This window comes from Sphingomonas melonis, assembly GCF_013409985.1.
Taxonomy (GTDB): domain Bacteria; phylum Pseudomonadota; class Alphaproteobacteria; order Sphingomonadales; family Sphingomonadaceae; genus Sphingomonas; species Sphingomonas melonis_A.
Map to the genome: position 1 here is coordinate 907,922 of NZ_JACCBY010000001.1, position 18,989 is coordinate 926,910.

The 18,989-nt window shown below is 64.0% G+C and carries 12 protein-coding genes and 1 pseudogene; 8 read left to right on the forward strand and 5 right to left on the reverse strand.

Annotated features, from left to right (window positions below):
- Positions 1-108 precede the first annotated feature (108 nt).
- Complete coding sequence (locus tag HD841_RS04440) at positions 109-807, forward strand: pentapeptide repeat-containing protein (protein WP_179507641.1); 699 nt, start codon at positions 109-111, stop codon at positions 805-807.
- Between the two features lie 210 nt (positions 808-1,017).
- Here HD841_RS04440 and glk read toward each other — a convergent pair whose 3' ends face one another.
- The 3 genes from glk to HD841_RS04455 form a co-directional block, all read right to left on the reverse strand.
- Positions 1,018-1,986, reverse strand: a complete 969-nt coding sequence (glk, locus tag HD841_RS04445; protein ID WP_179507642.1) for a glucokinase — start codon at positions 1,984-1,986, stop codon at positions 1,018-1,020.
- Positions 1,987-2,097: 111 nt separating this feature from the next.
- The gene (locus HD841_RS04450; RefSeq protein ID WP_179507643.1) at positions 2,098-3,570 is read right to left on the reverse strand and encodes a GH39 family glycosyl hydrolase; all 1,473 of its coding nucleotides are present in this window, start codon (positions 3,568-3,570) and stop codon (positions 2,098-2,100) included.
- A 313-nt stretch (positions 3,571-3,883) separates the two neighbouring features.
- Positions 3,884-4,219, reverse strand: coding sequence for a hypothetical protein (locus HD841_RS04455; protein ID WP_218845359.1), 336 nt, complete (start codon positions 4,217-4,219; stop codon positions 3,884-3,886).
- Positions 4,220-4,493: 274 nt separating this feature from the next.
- Between HD841_RS04455 and HD841_RS04460 the strand changes: the two genes are divergently transcribed.
- The 7 genes and pseudogenes from HD841_RS04460 (at position 4,494) to HD841_RS04490 (ending at position 13,957) form a co-directional block, all read left to right on the forward strand.
- The gene (locus HD841_RS04460) at positions 4,494-4,721 is read left to right on the forward strand and encodes a hypothetical protein (protein WP_179507644.1); all 228 of its coding nucleotides are present in this window, start codon (positions 4,494-4,496) and stop codon (positions 4,719-4,721) included.
- 147 nt (positions 4,722-4,868) lie between these two features.
- Positions 4,869-5,828 (forward strand): annotated as a pseudogene (locus tag HD841_RS04465) (glycoside hydrolase family 3 protein); the annotation flags it as partial.
- The gene (locus HD841_RS04470) at positions 5,810-6,262 is read left to right on the forward strand and encodes a glycoside hydrolase family 3 protein (protein ID WP_179507645.1); all 453 of its coding nucleotides are present in this window, start codon (positions 5,810-5,812) and stop codon (positions 6,260-6,262) included. The pseudogene HD841_RS04465 and the gene HD841_RS04470, both read left to right, overlap by 19 nt.
- Positions 6,263-6,828: 566 nt before the next feature.
- Positions 6,829-7,458 carry a TetR/AcrR family transcriptional regulator gene (locus HD841_RS04475; protein WP_179507646.1) on the forward strand — a complete coding sequence of 210 codons (630 nt, stop codon included), beginning with the start codon at positions 6,829-6,831 and terminating at the stop codon, positions 7,456-7,458.
- 903 nt (positions 7,459-8,361) lie between these two features.
- Entirely contained in the window at positions 8,362-10,839 is a 2,478-nt protein-coding gene (locus HD841_RS04480; RefSeq protein WP_179507647.1) for a TonB-dependent receptor, read from the forward strand.
- Positions 10,840-10,911: 72 nt separating this feature from the next.
- Complete coding sequence (locus tag HD841_RS04485) at positions 10,912-12,492, forward strand: DUF1593 domain-containing protein (protein ID WP_179507648.1); 1,581 nt, start codon at positions 10,912-10,914, stop codon at positions 12,490-12,492.
- Between the two features lie 31 nt (positions 12,493-12,523).
- The gene (locus HD841_RS04490; RefSeq protein WP_179508098.1) at positions 12,524-13,957 is read left to right on the forward strand and encodes a GH1 family beta-glucosidase; all 1,434 of its coding nucleotides are present in this window, start codon (positions 12,524-12,526) and stop codon (positions 13,955-13,957) included.
- A gap of 58 nt (positions 13,958-14,015) precedes the next feature.
- On the opposite strand, the gene HD841_RS04495 is transcribed toward HD841_RS04490, so the two are convergent.
- Both HD841_RS04495 and HD841_RS04500 read right to left on the reverse strand, forming a co-directional pair.
- Complete coding sequence (locus HD841_RS04495) at positions 14,016-16,436, reverse strand: alpha-L-rhamnosidase-related protein (RefSeq protein WP_179507649.1); 2,421 nt, start codon at positions 16,434-16,436, stop codon at positions 14,016-14,018.
- Between the two features lie 155 nt (positions 16,437-16,591).
- Complete coding sequence (locus tag HD841_RS04500; protein ID WP_179507650.1) at positions 16,592-18,949, reverse strand: glycoside hydrolase family 3 N-terminal domain-containing protein; 2,358 nt, start codon at positions 18,947-18,949, stop codon at positions 16,592-16,594.
- Positions 18,950-18,989: the final 40 nt, after the last annotated feature.

Sequence of the window (18,989 nt, forward strand, 5' to 3'; positions counted from 1 at the left end):
CCGAGATATGGAAGTGGCTGGGCGTAACGCGTGGAGCCGGAACATCCCGCTTCCGACCTTTTCATCCGAAGCCGCCGGCGGCCGGACGAGCCGAAACGAGGAGTGTGAATGTCGGATTCGAATGACGCTGTGTTCTCGTCGGTCGTTCTGAACCGCACGCTCGATCGTTCTGACGTACTCGGCTTGACGCTCGCTGGGCCGGCCCATCTGATCGACTGCGATCTGGCCGGAGCTGCTCTCGAGGGGATGGACCTCGTCGGGTGGAAGTTCGAACGCTGCGACCTGCGGAGGGCCGGGCTTGCGGGAGCGACACTCGAGGGCACCACGTGGCGGTCCTGTCGCGCCGGCTTCTGCGATATGGTTGGAGTTGATCTGACCGAAGCGGTTTTCGTCGCCAGCGATCTCAGCAACGGGGTCCTGCGTCGATCCAAACTGATCGACGCCAGCTTCAGCGGCTGTCGGCTGACTGGTGCCGATCTCAGCGAGAGCCGCACCAGTGGCATTACCTTTGAGGAAACCTTACTGATCGGAGCTACGATGCCGGGCCTGTCCTTCCACAAGGGACACCTGAACCGGCTCGACCTTTCTCAGGCCGATGTACGTGGTTGCGACTTCCGGGAGACGACCTTTCAGCAATCCAGCCTTCGGGAAGCGGACGTGCGCGGTGCACGTTTTGCCGGTGCCGACCTCCGGGAGGTTGATCTAGGCGGACTAAGTATTGACGACGCACGGCTCTTCCGCGGCGCGAGGATCTCGATCGGGCAAGCGGGCGATCTCCTCCGCGAGCTTGGTCTGATCATCGGCTGACTGATTGGTCGCTAGACCAGCATGCTGGTCACGCGTGCGACTGACAACTTCGAGAGCCTTTGTCGTGCATGCGGTACCTGGACACGGGTTCGGAGCTGCCGTCGCCCTCCGAGCTTGGCGGCGGATCATCTCGAAACCGTGTTGCTCGGTGGCAGCGGAAGGGTGACTTATAGCTCGGGTGATAGGGATCTCGCATCGGCGCCTGGGAGACTAGCCAGGGTGTTCTTGGGCGAACGCTGCCGCGGCGCCGAACAGGCCCGGTTGTGGATGAGTGATAATCTTCACGGGGATGGTGGCCATGAGTGATTGGAATCTCCCCTTTGCCACGAATCGTTGCGAGAAACCGGACTGGACGAGCCTGTCCTTCAGGCGAAGACCCAATCCTCCGGCGATCACGACGCCGGTCGGGCCATGCGCGAGCGCGAGATCGCCCGCCACCCCGCCGAGGCTCAGGCAGAACCGTTCGAGAGCTGCGGTGGCCAATGGGTCGGAACCGGAAAGGGCGAGCTCCCACAGAGGTTTGTCGTCGAGATGCGCGAATGGACGTCCCTCGATCTGCGCCAAGGTCTCGTAGATGTGGACGAGTCCAGGACCAGCGCAGACGCGCTCCGTCGAGACCCGCGTGTAGGTCGGGCGCAGCCGTCGGATCAACGCATCGTCGATCTCGTCGAGCGCTGCGTAATCCTGATGTCCGCCTTCGGTGGCTATCACCCGGTACGTGCCATCACCGCGCACGACCTGCGCGACGCCGAGACCGGTTCCTGGTCCGCATACCGTGATCGCGCCCGTATCGGGAAGATCGCCCGGCGGGCCGCAGAGGTGGACATAGCTGCTTCCCTCCAACTGGCCGATTGCGTGCCCTATTGCGCCGAAGTCGTTGATGAGGGTGTAGCGATCGACCCCGAGCCGGTCCTGGATGAAGGGTGGCCGGATGATCCAGGGATTGTTGGTGAGCTTGATGATCTCACCATTTATCGGCGAGGCGAGCGCGATCGCGGCAGCACGAGGTAGGGGACGACCGAGCCATTCGGCGAAGGCGTTCCACGCGAGAGGAAGGGTCGCGTGCTCCGCGACCCGCTGGGTCATCGGTTCCTCAAGGTGGACGACGCGTCCCGCGTCGATCCTGGCGACGGCGAAACGTGCGTGGGTTCCCCCGATGTCGACCGCAACCACTTCCATCGGCGTCTAGCCCCCTGCGTAATGGATTGACGCCACTATCGTCCCGAACGACACCCGGTCGCACGGCTTGCCAGCGCGACCGGGCGTCGATTCACCTTGCGTCCCGATGACTCAGATCTCGATCAGCACGACGCCCTCGGGCGGCAGATCGATCTGCAGCTCGCCGTTTCGATCGAGGCGGCGGGTTTCGGGGGAGGGAAGCTCTGCCGTTCGCCTAATATCCTCGATCTGGGCCCGGGTGGGGTACTGCGGCGATCCCAACGCCCGCCACTTCGGCAGTGGTGAGCCGCGTTCCTGATCGACGAACGTCAGCTTCGCGCTAGCACCGGCCTTGGCGCCTCGCAGAGCTATCTTCAGGCGTCGTGGACCGCCGGTGACCTTGCGCTCGGTACTGGCACCGGGGATCCCGGAGGGTTGCTGGACCTCGGCAAGGTTCCAGGCAAGGACTGCCGCGCCCTTGGGCGTACGGCTAGCAAGCGCCGGTCCGGTTGACTGAAGCCGCTGTTGCCCAAGCCGATGGAGGAGCTTGTACGTGTTGAAGGAGGGCCGCGCGATGTTCCGTTGCGCCAGCATTCCCCAACCGCCATCGCCCTCCTTCAGAATGAAGTTGGGGATGTTGATCTCCTCGAAGACATTGCTGAGAGCCCACTGCGACATCGCGTGGCAATAGGGCAGGCACTGGGTGATGATGTGCGCGATCATCGCGGGACTATCTGAAGACCACTCACTGAGCCACAGTTCGGCGCCCTTGAACTTCGTGGCGTCGATCTGAGCTCGCACCTGAGCCATCGCCGCCGGAATCACCTGCGTCTGGCTGTATCGTCCGGCCTGTCCGAACATCTCCTTCTGATCGTCACCGGCGTAGATGTGCGTCGAGACGAAGTCGACGGCAGCGCCTTCGCGCTCGCAGTAGGCAAGGAACTCGGGCATCCACTGGACCGCCGCGGTCGATGGTCCCCCGACCCGCAGAGCAGGATCGACAGCCTTTATGGCTGCTGAAGTGGCCTTGTACATCTCGAAGTATTGGGCCTGCGTACCGGACCAGAAGAACCGCAGATTTGGCTCGTTCCAGACCTCAAAGTACCATTGCCTTACCTCACGCGCGCCGTAGCGGTCGATGAGGTGCCGAACGAAGACCTGGACGAAGGATGCCCATTCCGCTGCAGATGTCGGAGGTGTGATGTTCGCGTTGTAGGTGAACGAGAGCTTCGTCGTGCCGCTCGCCAGCTTTTTGGGCATGTAGCTCAATTCGACGAAAGGCTGGACGCCGCGCTCGAGTAAGCCGTCGTAGACCGCGTCGACGTTTTGCCAGTTCGGCTCGCGCCCGCCGAGGCCGCCGGGCCAGACGCCGAGATCATCATTGAAGATGCCGTGGAAGCGGACCCGCTGCAGGCCAGTCTCGTTCCGGAAGCGGTCGAGATCGTGCCGCCACGATTCACGCAACGTGATGGAGGCTCGGTCCGAACCGGCGCAGCGGGACCAGATGTGATCGAGCGGTCCGGTCTCATGCCTCAGGTCAACCTCAACGACCTCCTCCGTCGCCTGGGCCCAGAGCGGGCTCCCGGCTACCGCCATCGTCGCCATGGCGGCACCGCCACCAACGATCTGTCGCCGGTTCCACATCTGATTTCATCCCCTCTTTCATATAGTCTCAATGTTATTGCAGCCCGCCATTTCGCTCGGCGGACCCCTGGGGAGGATCAGATCCGGATAAACGAAACGCGGGCTGCTGAAACCACTCCGCCGCTGGCTAGATGGTCCGTGTGTGAGATTGGAATCGATCCGGGCGAACCTCGCCCGCTGATCGCGCATCTCGACACTATTGGCAGACTACGCGCAGATGACGGAGGCATGATCGTGATCGGACGCGTCGGGCGAGTCCGACCACGATGCCTGGTTACTTCGCCGGAATCTTCTGGAAGTCGGCGTCGATCGCGGCCAGTACCTTGTCCGTGATCTGATCGGGCGAATATTGCTGGATGCCCTTCAGTGTCATGGCGCGCCCCATGTCGACCTGCTCGTTGGTCGTCATCCCAGGGATGTGCTTGTCGAGCACGACGCGGGCGGCTGGATCGTCCAGCAACGTGCCGATCTCGGTGTCCTCGGTTGTATAGTGCTTGACCGCTGCGGTGGTTGCGGCCGCCGGAGCAGGAGCCTTCGCGGCCGGCGCTGCCTGCGCCGAGACGACGGCCGGCGCGGCGACGAGACACAGGGCGATGATCGTGCGGTGCATTGTCTATCCTCTCAACAGGCAGTTCAAGCTGCCCATCCCCTATATCGCACGGTCCGTACGTTTGGCAAGGGCAATATCGCACTTCTTGTCGAGGCACGAAACTTGGAAGAGTTTAAACCGTGCCGTCCGTACGATAATGAATACCTGAGAAACGAGGAGGGTGATGGCGCGCCATGGAATGAGGAGGAACGGCCGGCGGGTGGGTGTGCCCTGCGCAGCAGCGGTCAGGCTCGTTGCAGGTTCCGCCGCGACCGCGTCAACGGATCCCGTCGCTATGATCAAAGAGCACGCTGTCTCCAATGCCGTGGGGGACGACGAAGTCGCACAGCGAGTGGCCGAGCCGTTTGCCCGAATGGCCGTTCAGGAGAAGGCGGGTCAGCTGAGCGACGTCTTAGTCTTTGACAATACCACTGCGCGCAGTCAGCCGGAAGCGTCTGTCGCTGCGGTCAAGGTGGGGGCGATCCTCTTCGTCAGCGATCCCGTCGAAATTAACCGGCCGTAGCGGATTGCAATTTAGAAGAGCCGGCTCGGCATTCCGCTGCTGGTCGTCTTCGACGTCATCCAAGGTCTGCGGACCATCTTTCCGGCGCCTATCGCGAACACAGCATCTTAGGATCCGGAGGGCGCCGCGCGGGCTCGAGAGGCGGCGAAGGAAAGCCGGGCAGTCGGCAGCCATTGGACGTTCGCCCCGATGGTCGACGTCTCGCGTGACGGGCGATGGGGCCGGATGGTTGACGGTGCCGGCGAGGATTCGTTCCTCGGCAGCGCGATGGCGGCGGCGCAGGTCCGGGGCGTCCAAGGCAGCCGCATCGTCGCCCCCGGGGCGCGTCATGGCGGAGGCGAAGCACTTCGCAGGATACGGGGGGCACCGGGCGGTCGCAAGTACGAGGAGGCCGGGATGCCGGACGAGACCCTGTGGAACGTCTATTTGCCGCCATGCAAGGCCGCCATCGACGCCGGTGCGGCCAACATCATGAGCGCCTACCCGCCGCTGAACGGCGTTCCTGCGACGGGTAACCGGTGGCTGCTCACCGACGTGCTGCGCAAGACGTGGGGCTTCAAGGGCTTCGTTGTCAGCGACGCCGAGGCGGTGGAGAGCCTGCGGATGCACGGCATCGCCGAGAATTGGCAGCAGGTGGCCGCGAAGGCGCTGGATGCCGGCGTGAACATGGAGATGAACGCGAGCCTTCCGAGGTACCGTATCCTTCGTGAAGCGATTGCGTCCGGACGGGTCAGCTTGGAGAGACTCGACCAAACCGTCCGACGTATCTTGGAAGCCAAGATCCGCTTGGTCTCTTCGAGCATCCCTACGTCGACGAACGGCGTGTGGACAGGGTGCTGTCCAGTCGGAGCAGTCTCCTGGTGGCGCGGTTCGCCGCGGAGGGTGATGCCGTGCTGCTGCGCAACGAGGGCGGTCTGCCCGCTCGACAGGTCCCGCGTTCGACGGCTCGCCATGATCGGAGATCTCGCTGCTTCCGGTGCTGACGCCCTCGGTCCCTGGGTTTCCAAGCAGAACAAGCCGGTGCAGGGCAGTATCGTCGACGCGATCAAGGCGACGGGGGGGCGGGATCAGCGTGATCTACTCGCAGGGTGTGTCCATCCGGCTTAGACGCTTCTCCTCCCCTTCCAGAGTCTAGCTGTGGCCAATCCCGTGCGGATGCCGCGCTGGACGACGGGACGGCCATAGCGGCGGCCGTCCAGGCGGCGCGAGATGCCGACGTGGCGGGGGTCCTCGTCGGAGAGAGGCAGGAGATGGACGGCGAAGCCGCGTCGAAGGCGAGCTTCGATCTCCCAGGACGCCAGCAGGCGATGCTCGATGCCGTGGTCGCGACCGGTAAGCCCGTCGTCGTGGTTCTATTGAACGGGCGCCCGGTGGATCTGAAGGACTTACGGGCGGCGGCGATCCTCGAGATGATGTATCATGGATCGGCGGGCAGTGCCGCTACCGCGAGTCTGATCTTTGGTGACGGGTTCCAGGCGGGAAGCTCCTGTTCACCTGGCCTAGGGGGGCCGCGCAATCACCGATGTACTACTCCCACCTGACATACGCACGAACCATCGAACGCGGGACGGCGGTACTGGGGCCAGTAGAGCAAGCCGGCCTACGTCTTCGGTTATGGCCTCAGCTACTCGAGCTTCGAATACTCGGGTCTCGAAGTGGAGAAGCCTGCCGTACGATTGGGCGCGGATGTCGTGATGAGCGTCGAACTAACGAACACGGGAACGCGGGTCGTGGACGAGCTGGCGCAGCTCTGTGTGCATCAGCGTGTGGGATCATCCGCGCGACCTGTCCACGAGTTGAAGGGTTTCAGCGAGTGAGCCCGAGGCCGGGCGAGCGCCGTCGGCTCACGTTCCCATCGGTCCCCGGGATTTGAGTTATGGAGCGCCGCGACGAAGGGCTGGGTGCTGGAGCCGGGCAAGTACGACGTCGCGATTGGTTGTGACTCGTCGGGGAAGTTCGAGGAAGGCTTCGAGCTGCTTGGCGCATGAACTCCATCGTTCGGCCGTCACCCATCGAGCGCGCCGAGCCTCATTTCGCAGTTCCGTGATCTGTACCGCCGTTGCGGATCGGGCCTAAGCTCCGATATGGACGAGGCATGAGTACAAGCTTGAATTTTGCACCTCGGCGCGGCCGTCCGAGCGCCAAGCAGGTCGCCGCCATCGACGAGGCCATCCTGGTCACGGCGCGGCGGATGTTTCTCGAGGAAGGTTTCGACGCGCTCGCGATGGATGCCGTCATAGCGGAGCTCGGCATATCGAAGGGGACGCTGTACTCTCGACATCCGTCGAAGGAAGCGCTGCTATCCGCCGTCATCAAGGACAGCATAGAGGACTGGTCTTCCACCTCGAGCAAGTCGGACCATCTTCTACCTACGGAGTTGGGTGATCGGCTGCGCGAGCGGCTGCGGAGCATCGGCCGCGGGCTGACCAATCCCGAGGTTGAATGCTACTATCGTCTTCTGGCGAGCGTACGCCATCGCATTCCCGAGGTTTCCCTAATCTTCTACGATCTGGGATACCAGCGCGGTGTGGAGGTCATCGCGGAAGACATACGGGCGGCCGCCGGGCGTGACGGCATACCAGCGTCCGATCCCGACGGCATCGCAGGTCTCCTACTGTCGGCTGTATGCGGGTGGCATCAGCAGGAGAGCGGCATCCGCTCACCAAGCCCGACGGAGATGGAGCAGGTCGCCGATCGGGCGGTTGCGGTTTTCATGATGTCACGTGAGATCTGGTAGAGGGTCCGGTGACGGTCTCTTCGAAGACGGTTCGCGATGACGGCGGCCGGTCCGGAAAGCCCTTTCGAAATGCTGCAATGAGAACTCCAGCCTCGCCGGTGCGTCGTAGCCGAAGGCATGGAATGCGGGTGTGGCTATTCTCTGAGGGATGTCACCACGTCGTTAAGGAATTTGGCAGTTCCGCCCCGTCTGGGTGGACCTGAGACCCATGACGGGCTCCACTCGGAAGCGGAGGGTGTCAGAAGCGTCATCATAAATCGCAGCCTCGTGTCGGCACGTCTCAGTGGCCGCGGACTTGCCGACGCCACGCGCGCCTTGGCCGTAGTGAGCCAGCTTTAGCCCCTAGACGCGAACGACGGCCCGTCCGGTGAGCCGTTACCGTTGGACACATGTCGTTCTGCGTTCGCGCGCCGCTTTGGCTCTTGAGCGTTGTGTGTCCCTCGATTGGAAGTCATGATGATCGGTTAGGGAATTCGGAACCAACGGTCTCGTCTAGCATCCCCGCCGGAGACTGTCGCGCATGATGCTGTGCCGACCGCGAGCCGCAGCCGCAGGCTCCAGTCGCTAATTCAGTCCGTACGTGAGACCGATCAGGCAGCCATCAGGTCAGCGCCTTCGTTCCGGATCAAAGAGTCATGGCACCCACAACTTTTCATTAACTTGCACGGCTCGGAAGAAGTTTCGCACATCATGTAGACGAGCAGTCTGCTGACGCATCGGTGGCGTGGGGGGCATTCGGAGAGTCGGTGCGCCTTCATGAGCACCCTATGTCACGGCGGCTGATTTTAACGAACGGATAGTACTATTTCGCTTGCCGCGGGCCGAACATTGGAATAGTGAACCCGTCAGTTTCTAGGAGGACCGGGTCGAAGAACGGCTTGGCCTCAACAAGGAGGGGGGCTCATGAAGGCATCTGCTATAATCAAGCTGGGCGTTTCGGCGATGGCACTGGCCTGCGCGCATGTCGCGGACGCGCAGACCGCCAATCAAGGCACGCAGCCGTTGCAGTCTCAGGACGAGACGCCGATCGCTCCTCCTCAGCAGCAGCCGGATGTCGCCGGTACAGTTCCGGATAGCGCTGACATCGTGGTTACGGCTACGCGTCGGTCCCAGACGCTTCAGGATGTTCCAATCAGCATCAACGTCGCGACCGGGGAGCAGCTTGAGAAGCTTAACATCCTCGATGCCCGTGACATCGGGCGTCTCGCACCGGGGCTGGAGGTCACCAATCCTTCCGGCCGCAGCAACGCGATCACCCTTCGTGGTATCGCCTTTGATCCGGACCAGGGCACGTCGCCGGCGGTGCAGACTTATTTAAACGAGGTGCCGACGAGCGCCCAGACCTTGTTCACCGCGCTGTACGACATCGGCCAGATCGAGGTGCTGCGCGGTGCTCAGGGGCTTCTGCGCGGACTTTCGGCGCCTGCAGGCGCCATCACAATCACGACCCGCCGTCCGGATTTCGACAAGGTGACCGGCTACGGGCAGATCACCGGCACGAACCGGCACGGCTACAACGCCCAGATGGGCGTCGGCCTTCCGTTTTCGGACACGTTCGCCATCCGCGTGGCGGCCCTGGTTGATGGGAACAGGCTGAACCAGCTTCGCAACTTCGTGAATGGTGACCATTCCAACAGCGAGACGCAGAGCGGCCGCATCACCTTGGGCTGGCGGCCGTCAGATCGGCTGACGGCGTACCTGACCTACCAGTACCTCGAGTCCGACAACCGCCAGTACAGCCAGGTGTTTGGTCCGGGCAACGCGCCGGCGCTTGGTGATCCCACCCGTAGCGGTCCGCCGCTGGCGCTGGACGATTACGGCGCGGTCCAGGAAGGGCCGGCGCGTATCCAGACCAGGACGCATACCGTCAATCTGAACGCCAACCTCGATCTGGGCGGAGCGACTCTGACGGCGGTCACTGGTTATCAGTCATCCAAGTTCTTCGCGCTGCGCGACGTCGATACCGGCAATGCCATTCCCGGGTTCATCAACCTCGTTCGTCAGAACTCGCCCAGCTACGTGCTGACGGGTGATCTCCGCCTCGCATCCAAGGACAGCGGCTTCTTCGGCTGGAGCGTCGGCGCGTTCTACCAGCAGCAGCGCGGCACGACCCGCCTGTCGCAGCCGGTCGACAGCTTCTTCGCACCCGTATCGTACTCGCTCGGACTCAATCTGCCGATCCTGACGCAGATCCGCGCGCCGGCGAAGGCGGACACCTATTCCTTCAATGCCAATGCGCGCTTCCACGTCAGCGACTTTACGCTGGAAGGGGGACTTCGCTACACGATCAACAACAACGACCGGGTTGTCGACATTCTCGTCAGCTCGCCGGGTTTTGCCGGCGCGCCGGCCTTCGGAATTCCTGCGATCCCCGGCTTTAGCTTCGCGAATCAGGGCATTCCCGACGAACTGCGCAACGGGCGTTCGCGGCCGCTGACCGGCGGTGCGACGCTAACGTGGGAACCCAGCAACCGCTTCACGGCGTATGCATCGTACGGTCGGGCCTTCCGGCAAGGCAGCGTCGCGATCGGCGCTCCCGCCGGGGTGACGAGCGATCTCCTCGTCAGCGGGAATGAGACGACCGACAACTTCGAGATCGGCATCAAGGGGGCTCTGCTCGACCGACGCGTCAGCTACTCGGTCGCGACGTTCTATCAGAAGTTCGACGGCTTCCTTTCGCGTTTCGCCGGCATTCCGTACAATTGCCGCGACATCAACGGCGCGTGCAGCAACGCCGGGCCGCCAGTCAACAACGTCACCGACCGTCCCGTCATAAACGGCATCTTCGATGTTAACTACAACGGCGACGCTACCATCAAGGGCGTCGAGGCGACGTTGGACCTGAGGCCCACGACGTTCTGGGATGTGGGGATCAACGCGGCGTACTCGCATGCGCGTTACGACAAGGGCACGGTCCTCCCATGCGTCGATAACGACGGGAACGGTATACCTGGTGGACCCGGCCAAAATCGCGTGGTCGGCACCAGAAACGTCAGCTATTGCAGCTACAGCCGTCTGACTGACTCCCCGGACTTCAGTCTGACTGCTACGACCGAGCTGCGTTTGCCGACGGGCGGCAATCTCCAGCCCTTCACCCGCGGGCTGCTCAGCTACCGTCCAGGCGTCTTCTCCGACCGGACGAACTACGATTATCCAAGCCGCACGCTCATCGACGTCTTCCTCGGCGTGCGCACCGCCGATGGTCGCTGGGAGGTCAGCGCCTTCGCCAAGAACGTGCTGAACCAATCTCGGGTCACCTTCATCTACAGCTCCAACTCCACCGCGACGACTTCCGCGGGGATCGACTACGACTCCGGCTACCGGAACGTGAGCGTGACCAATCCTCGCGAGTTCGGCCTGACGAGCGCCTTCCGCTTCTGATACCAGTGACCAGGCGATCGATCCGCAAAGGTCGGTCGCCCGTTTCGAGCTGCGAATTCCGAGGGCGACGACATGGACATCCGTCCGAAGATAGAGACCAGCTGCCGCCCCCGGATTTGGAGGGTGCTGGTTTCAGGTTGCATTTGGTCATTAGCCGGTCTCGCCATTGTTCTCAGCCCGGTCGGGGCCGCCGCCCGCCGGCAAGCTGTCACACGCGAGGCCGCCCATGCCGAGCGGACGCGCCTCATAGTGCTGAGCGACATAGGCAACGAACCCGACGACCAGATGTCGATGGTCAGGCTCATGCTCTACACGAATGAAATCGACGTGGAGGGTTTGGTCGCCGTCACTTCCACCTGGCTGCGCACGACGGTCAATCCGCAAACAATCCGTTCTATCATCGATGCCTATGCGACCGTCCGTCCGAACCTTCTCCGCAACGCGGATGGGTGGCCGACGGCGGATAGCCTTTCCGCTTCGGTTGTCGCTGGGCAGAGTGGCTTTGGCATGGCGGCGGTGGGTGAGGGGAGAACGTCACCCGGCGCCAAGCTGATCATCGACGCCGCCGACAGACCTGATTCGCGCCCGCTGTGGATCAGCGTCTGGGGGGGAGCCAACACGCTGGCGCAGGCGCTCGAGACCGTCCGCGCCACCCGAACCGCAGCGGAGCTCGACAGCTTCATCGGCAAGTTGCGCGTGTACTCGATCTCGGACCAGGATGACGCGGGACCTTGGATCCGGCGGGAATTTCCGGGCCTCTTTTATGTCGTCAGCCCGTCACGTCCCGACAATGGAAACTACGCGAGTGCAACTTGGACCGGCATCAGCGGTGATCGCTTCTATAAGAATGGCGAGGGTGCGGAAGAGAAGTATGTCACCAACGAGTGGCTTGACGCCCACATCCGCAAGGGCCCCCTGGGCGCGCACTATCCCCGTTTTGCATTCATCATGGAAGGGGACACCCCTGCATTTCTCGGCCTCACGGACAATGGCCTGGCCAGTATGCGCGATCCGAGCTGGGGAGGATGGGGTGGGCGCTACGTGCGACGCCAGCCATATGGTGAGGATCGTGCCATATGGACGCAGGGCGGGGACCCGTTCGGCCGAGTGACATCCTCCGATACTGTCACCGGGGTCGATGGGCGCATCCATACGTCGGATCAAGCCACGGTCTGGCGGTGGCGCGCCGCGTTCCAGAACGATTTCGCCGCGCGTATCCTCTGGACAATGCAGCCGCCCGAACAGGCGAATCATCATCCGGTCGTAGCCATCGACGGTTCCAAAGGCACGGCGCCACTGATGATCGATGCGCGGGTCGGGGAGCCGGTGACGTTGGATGCCAGTGGTTCACGAGATCCTGATCTTCGGCAGCGTCTGACGTATCGCTGGTACCACTATGCCGAGGCGGGTTTCTCTCCCGGCCGCTCGATGGCGGCCGTCAGGATCGATGGTGTTAACCGATCGAGCGCCACGGTCACACCGACGGCGGCGTGTCGACCGCAGTGGATCCCCACGGCGCTGAAGTGCTCATCCGGCGTCGCGCATCTTATCCTGGCGGTAACCGATACGGGCCGCCCCGCGCTCACGTCGTATCGGCGCGTGATCCTCAACGTGCGGAGCGCCTCGGGCACAGGACCGTCGCGGTCGAGATGAGGCGCACGTGAAGAATTTGAAAGAAAAGAAGATGCCCTTCGCACCGAACCGTCGGGAAATTAGTGCCGGTCTCGTCGCCTTGGCGGCAGCCTCCGGATTCGCCGAATCTCGCGCGTCAGCAAAGACGTCCGAGCATCGCTTTCCGAAGGGATTCCGTTGGGGCTGTGCCACCGCCGCGTATCAAATTGAAGGCGCGGTGCGGGAGGATGGGCGTGGCCCATCGATATGGGACGACTTCGTCCAACTGCCCGGCAGGGTTGCCGACGGCAGCAACGGCGTCGTCGCCTGCGACAGCTATCACCGCTATCGCGAAGACACCGGGCTGTTGAAGAGCATCGGCGCCAATTCCTACAGGTTCTCGACATCCTGGTCGCGGATATTCCCCGAAGGACGCGGTACGCCCAATCAGAAGGGGCTGGATCACTACAAGCGTGTCGTGGACAACCTCCTCGAAAACGGCATCGAACCGTACGTCACGCTTTATCACTGGGACCTACCCAGCGCATTACCCGGCGGTTGGCAGTCCCGCGACACGGCAGCAGCCTTCGCGGACTATGCAGGCTACATGGCGGAGCAGCTCTCCGACCGTGTTCGGCACTTCATGACGACTAACGAGTTCGGCTCCTTCGTCGATAACGGTCACCGCTACGGCAATCAGGCGCCTGGACTGCGCCTTCCCGCCGGCGTGTTCAGCCAGGTGCGCCACCATGCACTTCTCGCCCACGGGTTGGGCGTGCAGTCGATCCGAGCCGGTGCCCGGACCGGAACGCGCGTCGGTCTGGCCGAGAACCCGACGGTCACCGTGCCCGTGATCGAGTCGCCCGAGCACGTCTCAGCCGCTCGCAAGGCGATGATCGGGGAAAACCTTGCCTACCTTCCCGCGATCTTCCACGGTGCCTATCCGGACGCCTATCTGGCTTCGTTGAAGGGGAACATGCCCAGTGTCGCCCCCGGCGACATGAGGACCATCGGCAGCCCGATCGACTTCCTGGGCATCAACGTCTACGGCCCGGCCTATGTCCGGTCGGACCCGGGCAGCGCGAAGGGGTACGCCGTCATCCCGGCGCCGCGGTCGTTCCCCCGCATGACCCTGCCTTGGCTCAACGTCGGTCCGGAGGCCGCATACTGGGGGGTGCGGCTTGTCAGCGAGACCTGGAAGCCCAAGTCGATCTACATATCCGAGAACGGCTGCGTCGCCGACGACAGGCTGGTCGACGGACGGATTCAGGATACGGATCGCATCATGTTCCTGCGCAACTACCTGACCCATCTCCACCGCGCCTCCGCCGAGGGGTATCCCGTCGACGGCTACTTCCTCTGGAGCCTGATGGACAATTTCGAATGGGCGGAAGGCAAGTCGAAGCGGTTCGGCATCTTCTACACGGACTTCGAGACCCAACGTCGCATGCCCAAGCTCAGCGCCAGCTGGTACCGGGAGGTCATCCGACGCAACGCGCTGGCCTGATCCTCGCTGCCAGCCGCGTCGGCAGGATCACACACCTCGATGCTGATCCTGCCGCTGGTCATCTCGACACGATCAGGCGGGTCCTTGCCGACTTCAGGGGATACGCGCGGCCGCGCCAGACGAATTCGCCCGGCAAGGATGCGGGCCGGTCGATCTCCACGGATAGTCGTTCGCCGGAAACGCGATAGCGCACCTTCACCGGGCCCGCTGGGGTCGCCGCGGTGGCGTCCACCTCCGTAAGCGTGCCGATGCTGGGCGCGACGCGCAGCGTGCGGTAGCCCGCCGATCCCGGTCCGATCCCGGCGACGATGCCGAGGAGGTCGGCCGTCGGGTGGGCACTCCATGCATGGGTGTCCGAGCGGGGATGGCCACGTTCCTCCGGCCAGGTCGTGTAGTTGAGCTTCAGGAGGTCGCGCCACGTGTCAAGCAGCTGCAGGTAGCGGTCGCCCTGACCGGCATGGGCGAAGGCCTGCGCGAGATACCATGCGAAGTAGTAGCTGGTGGTGAACATGCCCTCGGGAGCATCGATGCCCTTTGCGGGCACGACGATCCTGTTGAGGATGCCGGGCGCTTCCGCGGGGGATGCAACGTCGTAGAGGATGGCCAGCGCGTTCATGTGCTGGCTGTAGAGATCCCCCGACGGGTTGTCCGCGAATAGGCCTCGAGCGGGCTTCCAGCAACGTTCGCGGATGGCCGCCGCGAGCCGCTCCGCACGCGATGCATCTTCCGAGGCGACGGTCTGGTCGCCCGCCGTCGCCTCGACCCGCGCGCCCTGCTGGAGAGCGCCGAGGTACGCGACGCTCACGAGGCAGCTCTCGTTGGTCGTCCCGTACGAGGGGAAACGCGTGCGGTCGTTTACCGACTGGCCGGCCCAGTCGATGAAGTTCCATTGCGGCGTCAGGCCGAGAAGCCCGCTCGGCTGCTGGAACCGGGCGAACCAGTCCAGCACCTTGCGCATGCGCGCGACGTTGCGGACCAGCGGAGCCGTATCGGGTTGACGTGCGCGCCAGTCGTCCAGCATGCCGACCCAGAGGAGCGAGAACGGCGCGATGACGTTCGTGAAGCGCTGCGGATAGGCTCCGTCCATCAATCCCCCGTCGATGTCGGATGCGGCGAAGATGTCGATCGCCTGTTCCGCAAGCCGCGGATCTCCGGAGACGGAGTAGGAGATGAGCATCTGCAGCCGGGCGTCGCCTGCGTACTGCAGCTGTTCCCAGTACGACGAGTCCATGTAGGTCTCGTGCGCATCGACCCTCGCGGTACGCCAACCTATGTCGAAGATGCGCTTCAATGACGGATCGCTGCTCGTGAAGTCAGCCACCTTCGCGAAGGGGTATCCCGTCTCGTTGACGCGCATCCCGCGCAGCGTCAGCGGCTGGCCTTTCGTCTGCACGTTGATCTCGGCATATCGCCACGTCCGCCACCACAACGTCTCGAAGCTGCGCGGCTGGCCGTCGGGCATGAAGGTGTCGAAGATGCCCTGCGGCTTCAGGTTTCCGATGACGTTGCGGTCACCCTTGTGCAGCTTCTCGTCGTAGAGCGCTTCGGCCCATTTCACCGTCACGGTGGCGCCCGCGCCGCCGGACACGTCCAGCCCGGGATACGCCGAGATCATCGCGTCGCGCTGGATCAGCAGGGTCGCCTTGGAGTTCGCCGGGATCGTGACGGGCTTCGAGGGGAAGTTCGTGCCTCCGGGCAGGTCGGTCCTCACGACTCTGCCGACGGACGCTGGCGAGTATGACTGGGGCGGGAGACGGTCCAGGACCATCCCGCGCTTCGCGGCGGCGGGCGCCGGCACCGCGGCCTGCCAGCCGGCACCGGTCTCCATCGGCCCGGTCCAGGTGAAATCGCTCTTCGCCGCGTCGATGAACTCGGGAGGCGCGGCGAGATAGTAGAGCTGATCGCTGAGCTGCTTCTGGCTTGGGGTGAATCCTCGGCCGTTCTCGATCTTCACACGCCAGCCCGGTCCGTCGGTCGAGATGCTCGCGCCGACGTGCTCGTCGATCAGCCGGAAGCCGGTGGCTACACTCTGCTGAAAGCTCGGTGAGGTCTGCTTGAGTCTGGCGGCGTAACGTAGCCCATCCATGCCGAGGGGCGAGATGTTGGGCGGGATCCGCACAGGCTGCACACCGTTCCACACCACCGCCGCCACGACATTGGGTCCACGCCGCAGATGGGAAGCTATGTCGATGGTCTGGTCACGCCAATGGTTCACGTCGCCCGTGGACGGCCCTGACGCGACCCGTGCCCCGTTGACGAACAGGATGAAGCGGTTGTCCGCGGTCACCCGGATCGGGAAGCGGACGGGAACGGTGGACTGCTCGAACGCCCTGCGGAAGTGCAGCACGACCGGGACGGTGTCCGCCGCCGCGGCAGGATGGCTGATCCAGCCTTCCGCGCTCGGACCATCCGCGAAGGCGGGTGGACCGAACGCACCGGCTAGCAGGGTCGCTATCGAGATCTTCAGCAGCATTCGCATCGTAGTCTCCCAGTCTGGGCAGATCGATCTGCCATGCGGTTCAGCGGCAAGCGCGCGATCCGCCCTGATCTGCGGGCCGGTATTGCGTCTCGACTGGGCGCGTCGGCTTCGTTTGAACCTTGGAGCGGAAACGGACGCGCCCCACGACCCGCCTCCTAGCGTACCGTCAAGGTGGCGTAGTCGAGCGACGCGGAGCTGTTCCCGGAATAGATGCGGAACGCGCCGGGTTCGACCGTCCACTTCATGTCGGCGTCCCAGAAGGCGAGCTCGTCGGGGCCGAGGTCGAACGACACCGTTCGGCGCTCCCCTGGCTTCAAAGTGACGCGGCGGAACGCCTTCAACTCGAGAGTGGGGCGGGGGACCGACGACACCATGTCGCGGATATAGACCTGCACGACCTCGTCTCCCGCTCTGCTACCGCTGTTCGTCACGTCGACATCGACGCGGAAACGGCCGTTCCGATCGATCTCCGTCGCATTCAGGCGCGGAGCGGCGAGCACGAAGGTCGTGTAGCTCAGGCCGTGGCCGAACGGGTATAGAGGCCGTCGCTTGCCCTCGACGTAGGGCGACTTGTCCGAAGAGGGGTGACGGTTGTAGAACGACGGCAGATCACCGACGGAACGTGGGATCGAGACGGCCATCTTGCCGCCCGGACTGATCTTCCCGAAGATCATGTCGGCGACGGCGTTTCCACCCTGCTCGCCGAGATACCAACCCTCCACCAGGGCGTTCGCCTTGTCCGCCAGCGTGTTGACGGCGAGGGGGCGCCCGTTGAGCAGCAGCGCGACGACCGGCTTGCCGGTGGCGAGCACCGCCTCGACGAGCGCATCCTGATCGCCGTAGAGGTTGAGGGTGTCGCGGTCGCCGGGTGCGGCGGCGCTGATCGTCTCCCGCGTGACCTGCTCGTTGTCACCGACCACAAGGAGAACGACGTCCGACCGCGCGGCGAGCGCGGCAGCCTCCTTGATACGGGCTGCATTGTCCGCAGGCGGTACGGACTTGGCTGGACGCGTGGGCAGGCGCTGCCCGCGGGCGTCAGGCTGAGTGATCCAGACTCCGTCCGCATGCTCGACGCGCATGGCGCCCCCAGCTGCGGCCGTTATGCCCTCGAGCACGCCGACGGCGTGCTCAGGGAGCCCGGAGTAACCGCCGAGGACGGCCTCCTTCGCGTTGGGGCCGATCACGGCCAGCGTCATCTTGCGAGAAGGATCGAGAGGGAGGATGCCGTCGTTCTTGAGCAGCACGAGAGCCTTCTGCGCCGCGGTGCGCGCGAGCGCGGCGCCGGCCGGGTCCGTCAGGACCTTCGCCGCTCGGCGGACGTCGACATAGGGCTGCTCGAAGAGCCCCGCCTCGAACTTCAAGGATAGGACCCTCGCGACGGCGGCATCGACGCTCGCCACCGGAACCCGGCCGCTGCGGACCAGGGCGGGCAGCGTTTTATAGGCGACGCTGTCCGGAAGATCCACGTCGACGCCGGCATGCATCGCCAGGGCGGCGGCGTCCTCGGGACCATCGCCCATCTTATGGAGACCGACGAGTTCGTCGATGCCGCCATAGTCGCTAAGATAGAGCCCCTCGAACCCGAGAAGCTCGCGGCCGACCTCCTGCAGCAGGTGACGGTTCGCGTGGGCCGGGACACCTCCGACCTCGTTGTACGACGGCATCACGATCGCTGCCTTGCCCTTCCGGATCGCCTTGGCGAAGGGCGGAAGGTAGGTCTCGCGCAGCATGCGCTCCGACATGTCCGACGGTCCGACGTTTATCCCGTTCTGGGGGGCGCCGTGGATGAAGTGCTTGAGGGTCGCGAACAGGCGGTCGGGACCGACCGGCCGCGTCGGGCCCTGCAGGCCGCGTACCGCCGCGAGTCCCATCTCGCCGACCAGATGCGGGTCTTCGCCGAAGAATTCCTCGTTGCGCCCCCAGCGGGGGTCGCGGACGAGGTCGAGCACGGGGCTCAACGCCACGGTCACGCCGCGGGTACGGGCCTGACGTGCGGTGTACGTGAAGATCCTTTCGATCAGCTCCGGGTCCCAGGTGCTTCCGAGGGCAGGGGGCACCGGGAAGCTGGTGGCCCCCTTGACCGCGAGGCCGTGGGCCGTCTCCTCGTGGAAGATCAGAGGAATACCCAGACGCGTGCCTTCGACGGCGTGCCGCTGCGCCGCGTTCATGAAGGTCACGGTCTCTTCGGGCTCGCGGAAGGCGGTGATCGCGTACCTGGCGAGCCCCGCCGTATCCGACGGTCGACCGATCTGACCGATGCCATCGGGCATCACCTTGGCAGCCTTTTCCGGAGAGTATTCACCGGTCTTGAGATCGAGGATCTTGTCCTTGCGGAACCAGATGCAGCATAGCTGCGCCGCCTTCTCCTCCAGCGTCATTCGCCCCAGAAGATCGCGGACGCGGTCGGCGATCGGCGCCCGGCGGTCGCGATAGATCGTCGTCGTCTGGGACCATGCGGGAGTCGCCATGACGATGGCACTGGTGGCCAGCAGACTGCGGCGAGTCAGGTTCATCAAAATCCTCCCCTTTTGTGATTAGCCCCCCAATCGTACG

Excerpts from the sequence above, each read along its gene's own strand:
- HD841_RS04440 (WP_179507641.1), top strand. The coding sequence starts at position 109 with ATGTCGGATTCGAATGACGCTGTGTTCTCGTCGGTCGTTCTGAACCGC.
- glk (WP_179507642.1), bottom strand. The coding sequence starts at position 1,986 with ATGGAAGTGGTTGCGGTCGACATCGGGGGAACCCACGCACGTTTCGCC.
- HD841_RS04450 (WP_179507643.1), bottom strand. The coding sequence starts at position 3,570 with ATGGCGACGATGGCGGTAGCCGGGAGCCCGCTCTGGGCCCAGGCGACG.
- HD841_RS04455 (WP_218845359.1), bottom strand. The coding sequence starts at position 4,219 with ATGCACCGCACGATCATCGCCCTGTGTCTCGTCGCCGCGCCGGCCGTC.
- HD841_RS04460 (WP_179507644.1), top strand. The coding sequence starts at position 4,494 with ATGATCAAAGAGCACGCTGTCTCCAATGCCGTGGGGGACGACGAAGTC.
- HD841_RS04480 (WP_179507647.1), top strand. The coding sequence starts at position 8,362 with ATGAAGGCATCTGCTATAATCAAGCTGGGCGTTTCGGCGATGGCACTG.
- HD841_RS04485 (WP_179507648.1), top strand. The coding sequence starts at position 10,912 with ATGGACATCCGTCCGAAGATAGAGACCAGCTGCCGCCCCCGGATTTGG.
- HD841_RS04490 (WP_179508098.1), top strand. The coding sequence starts at position 12,524 with ATGCCCTTCGCACCGAACCGTCGGGAAATTAGTGCCGGTCTCGTCGCC.
- HD841_RS04495 (WP_179507649.1), bottom strand. The coding sequence starts at position 16,436 with ATGCGAATGCTGCTGAAGATCTCGATAGCGACCCTGCTAGCCGGTGCG.
- HD841_RS04500 (WP_179507650.1), bottom strand. The coding sequence starts at position 18,949 with ATGAACCTGACTCGCCGCAGTCTGCTGGCCACCAGTGCCATCGTCATG.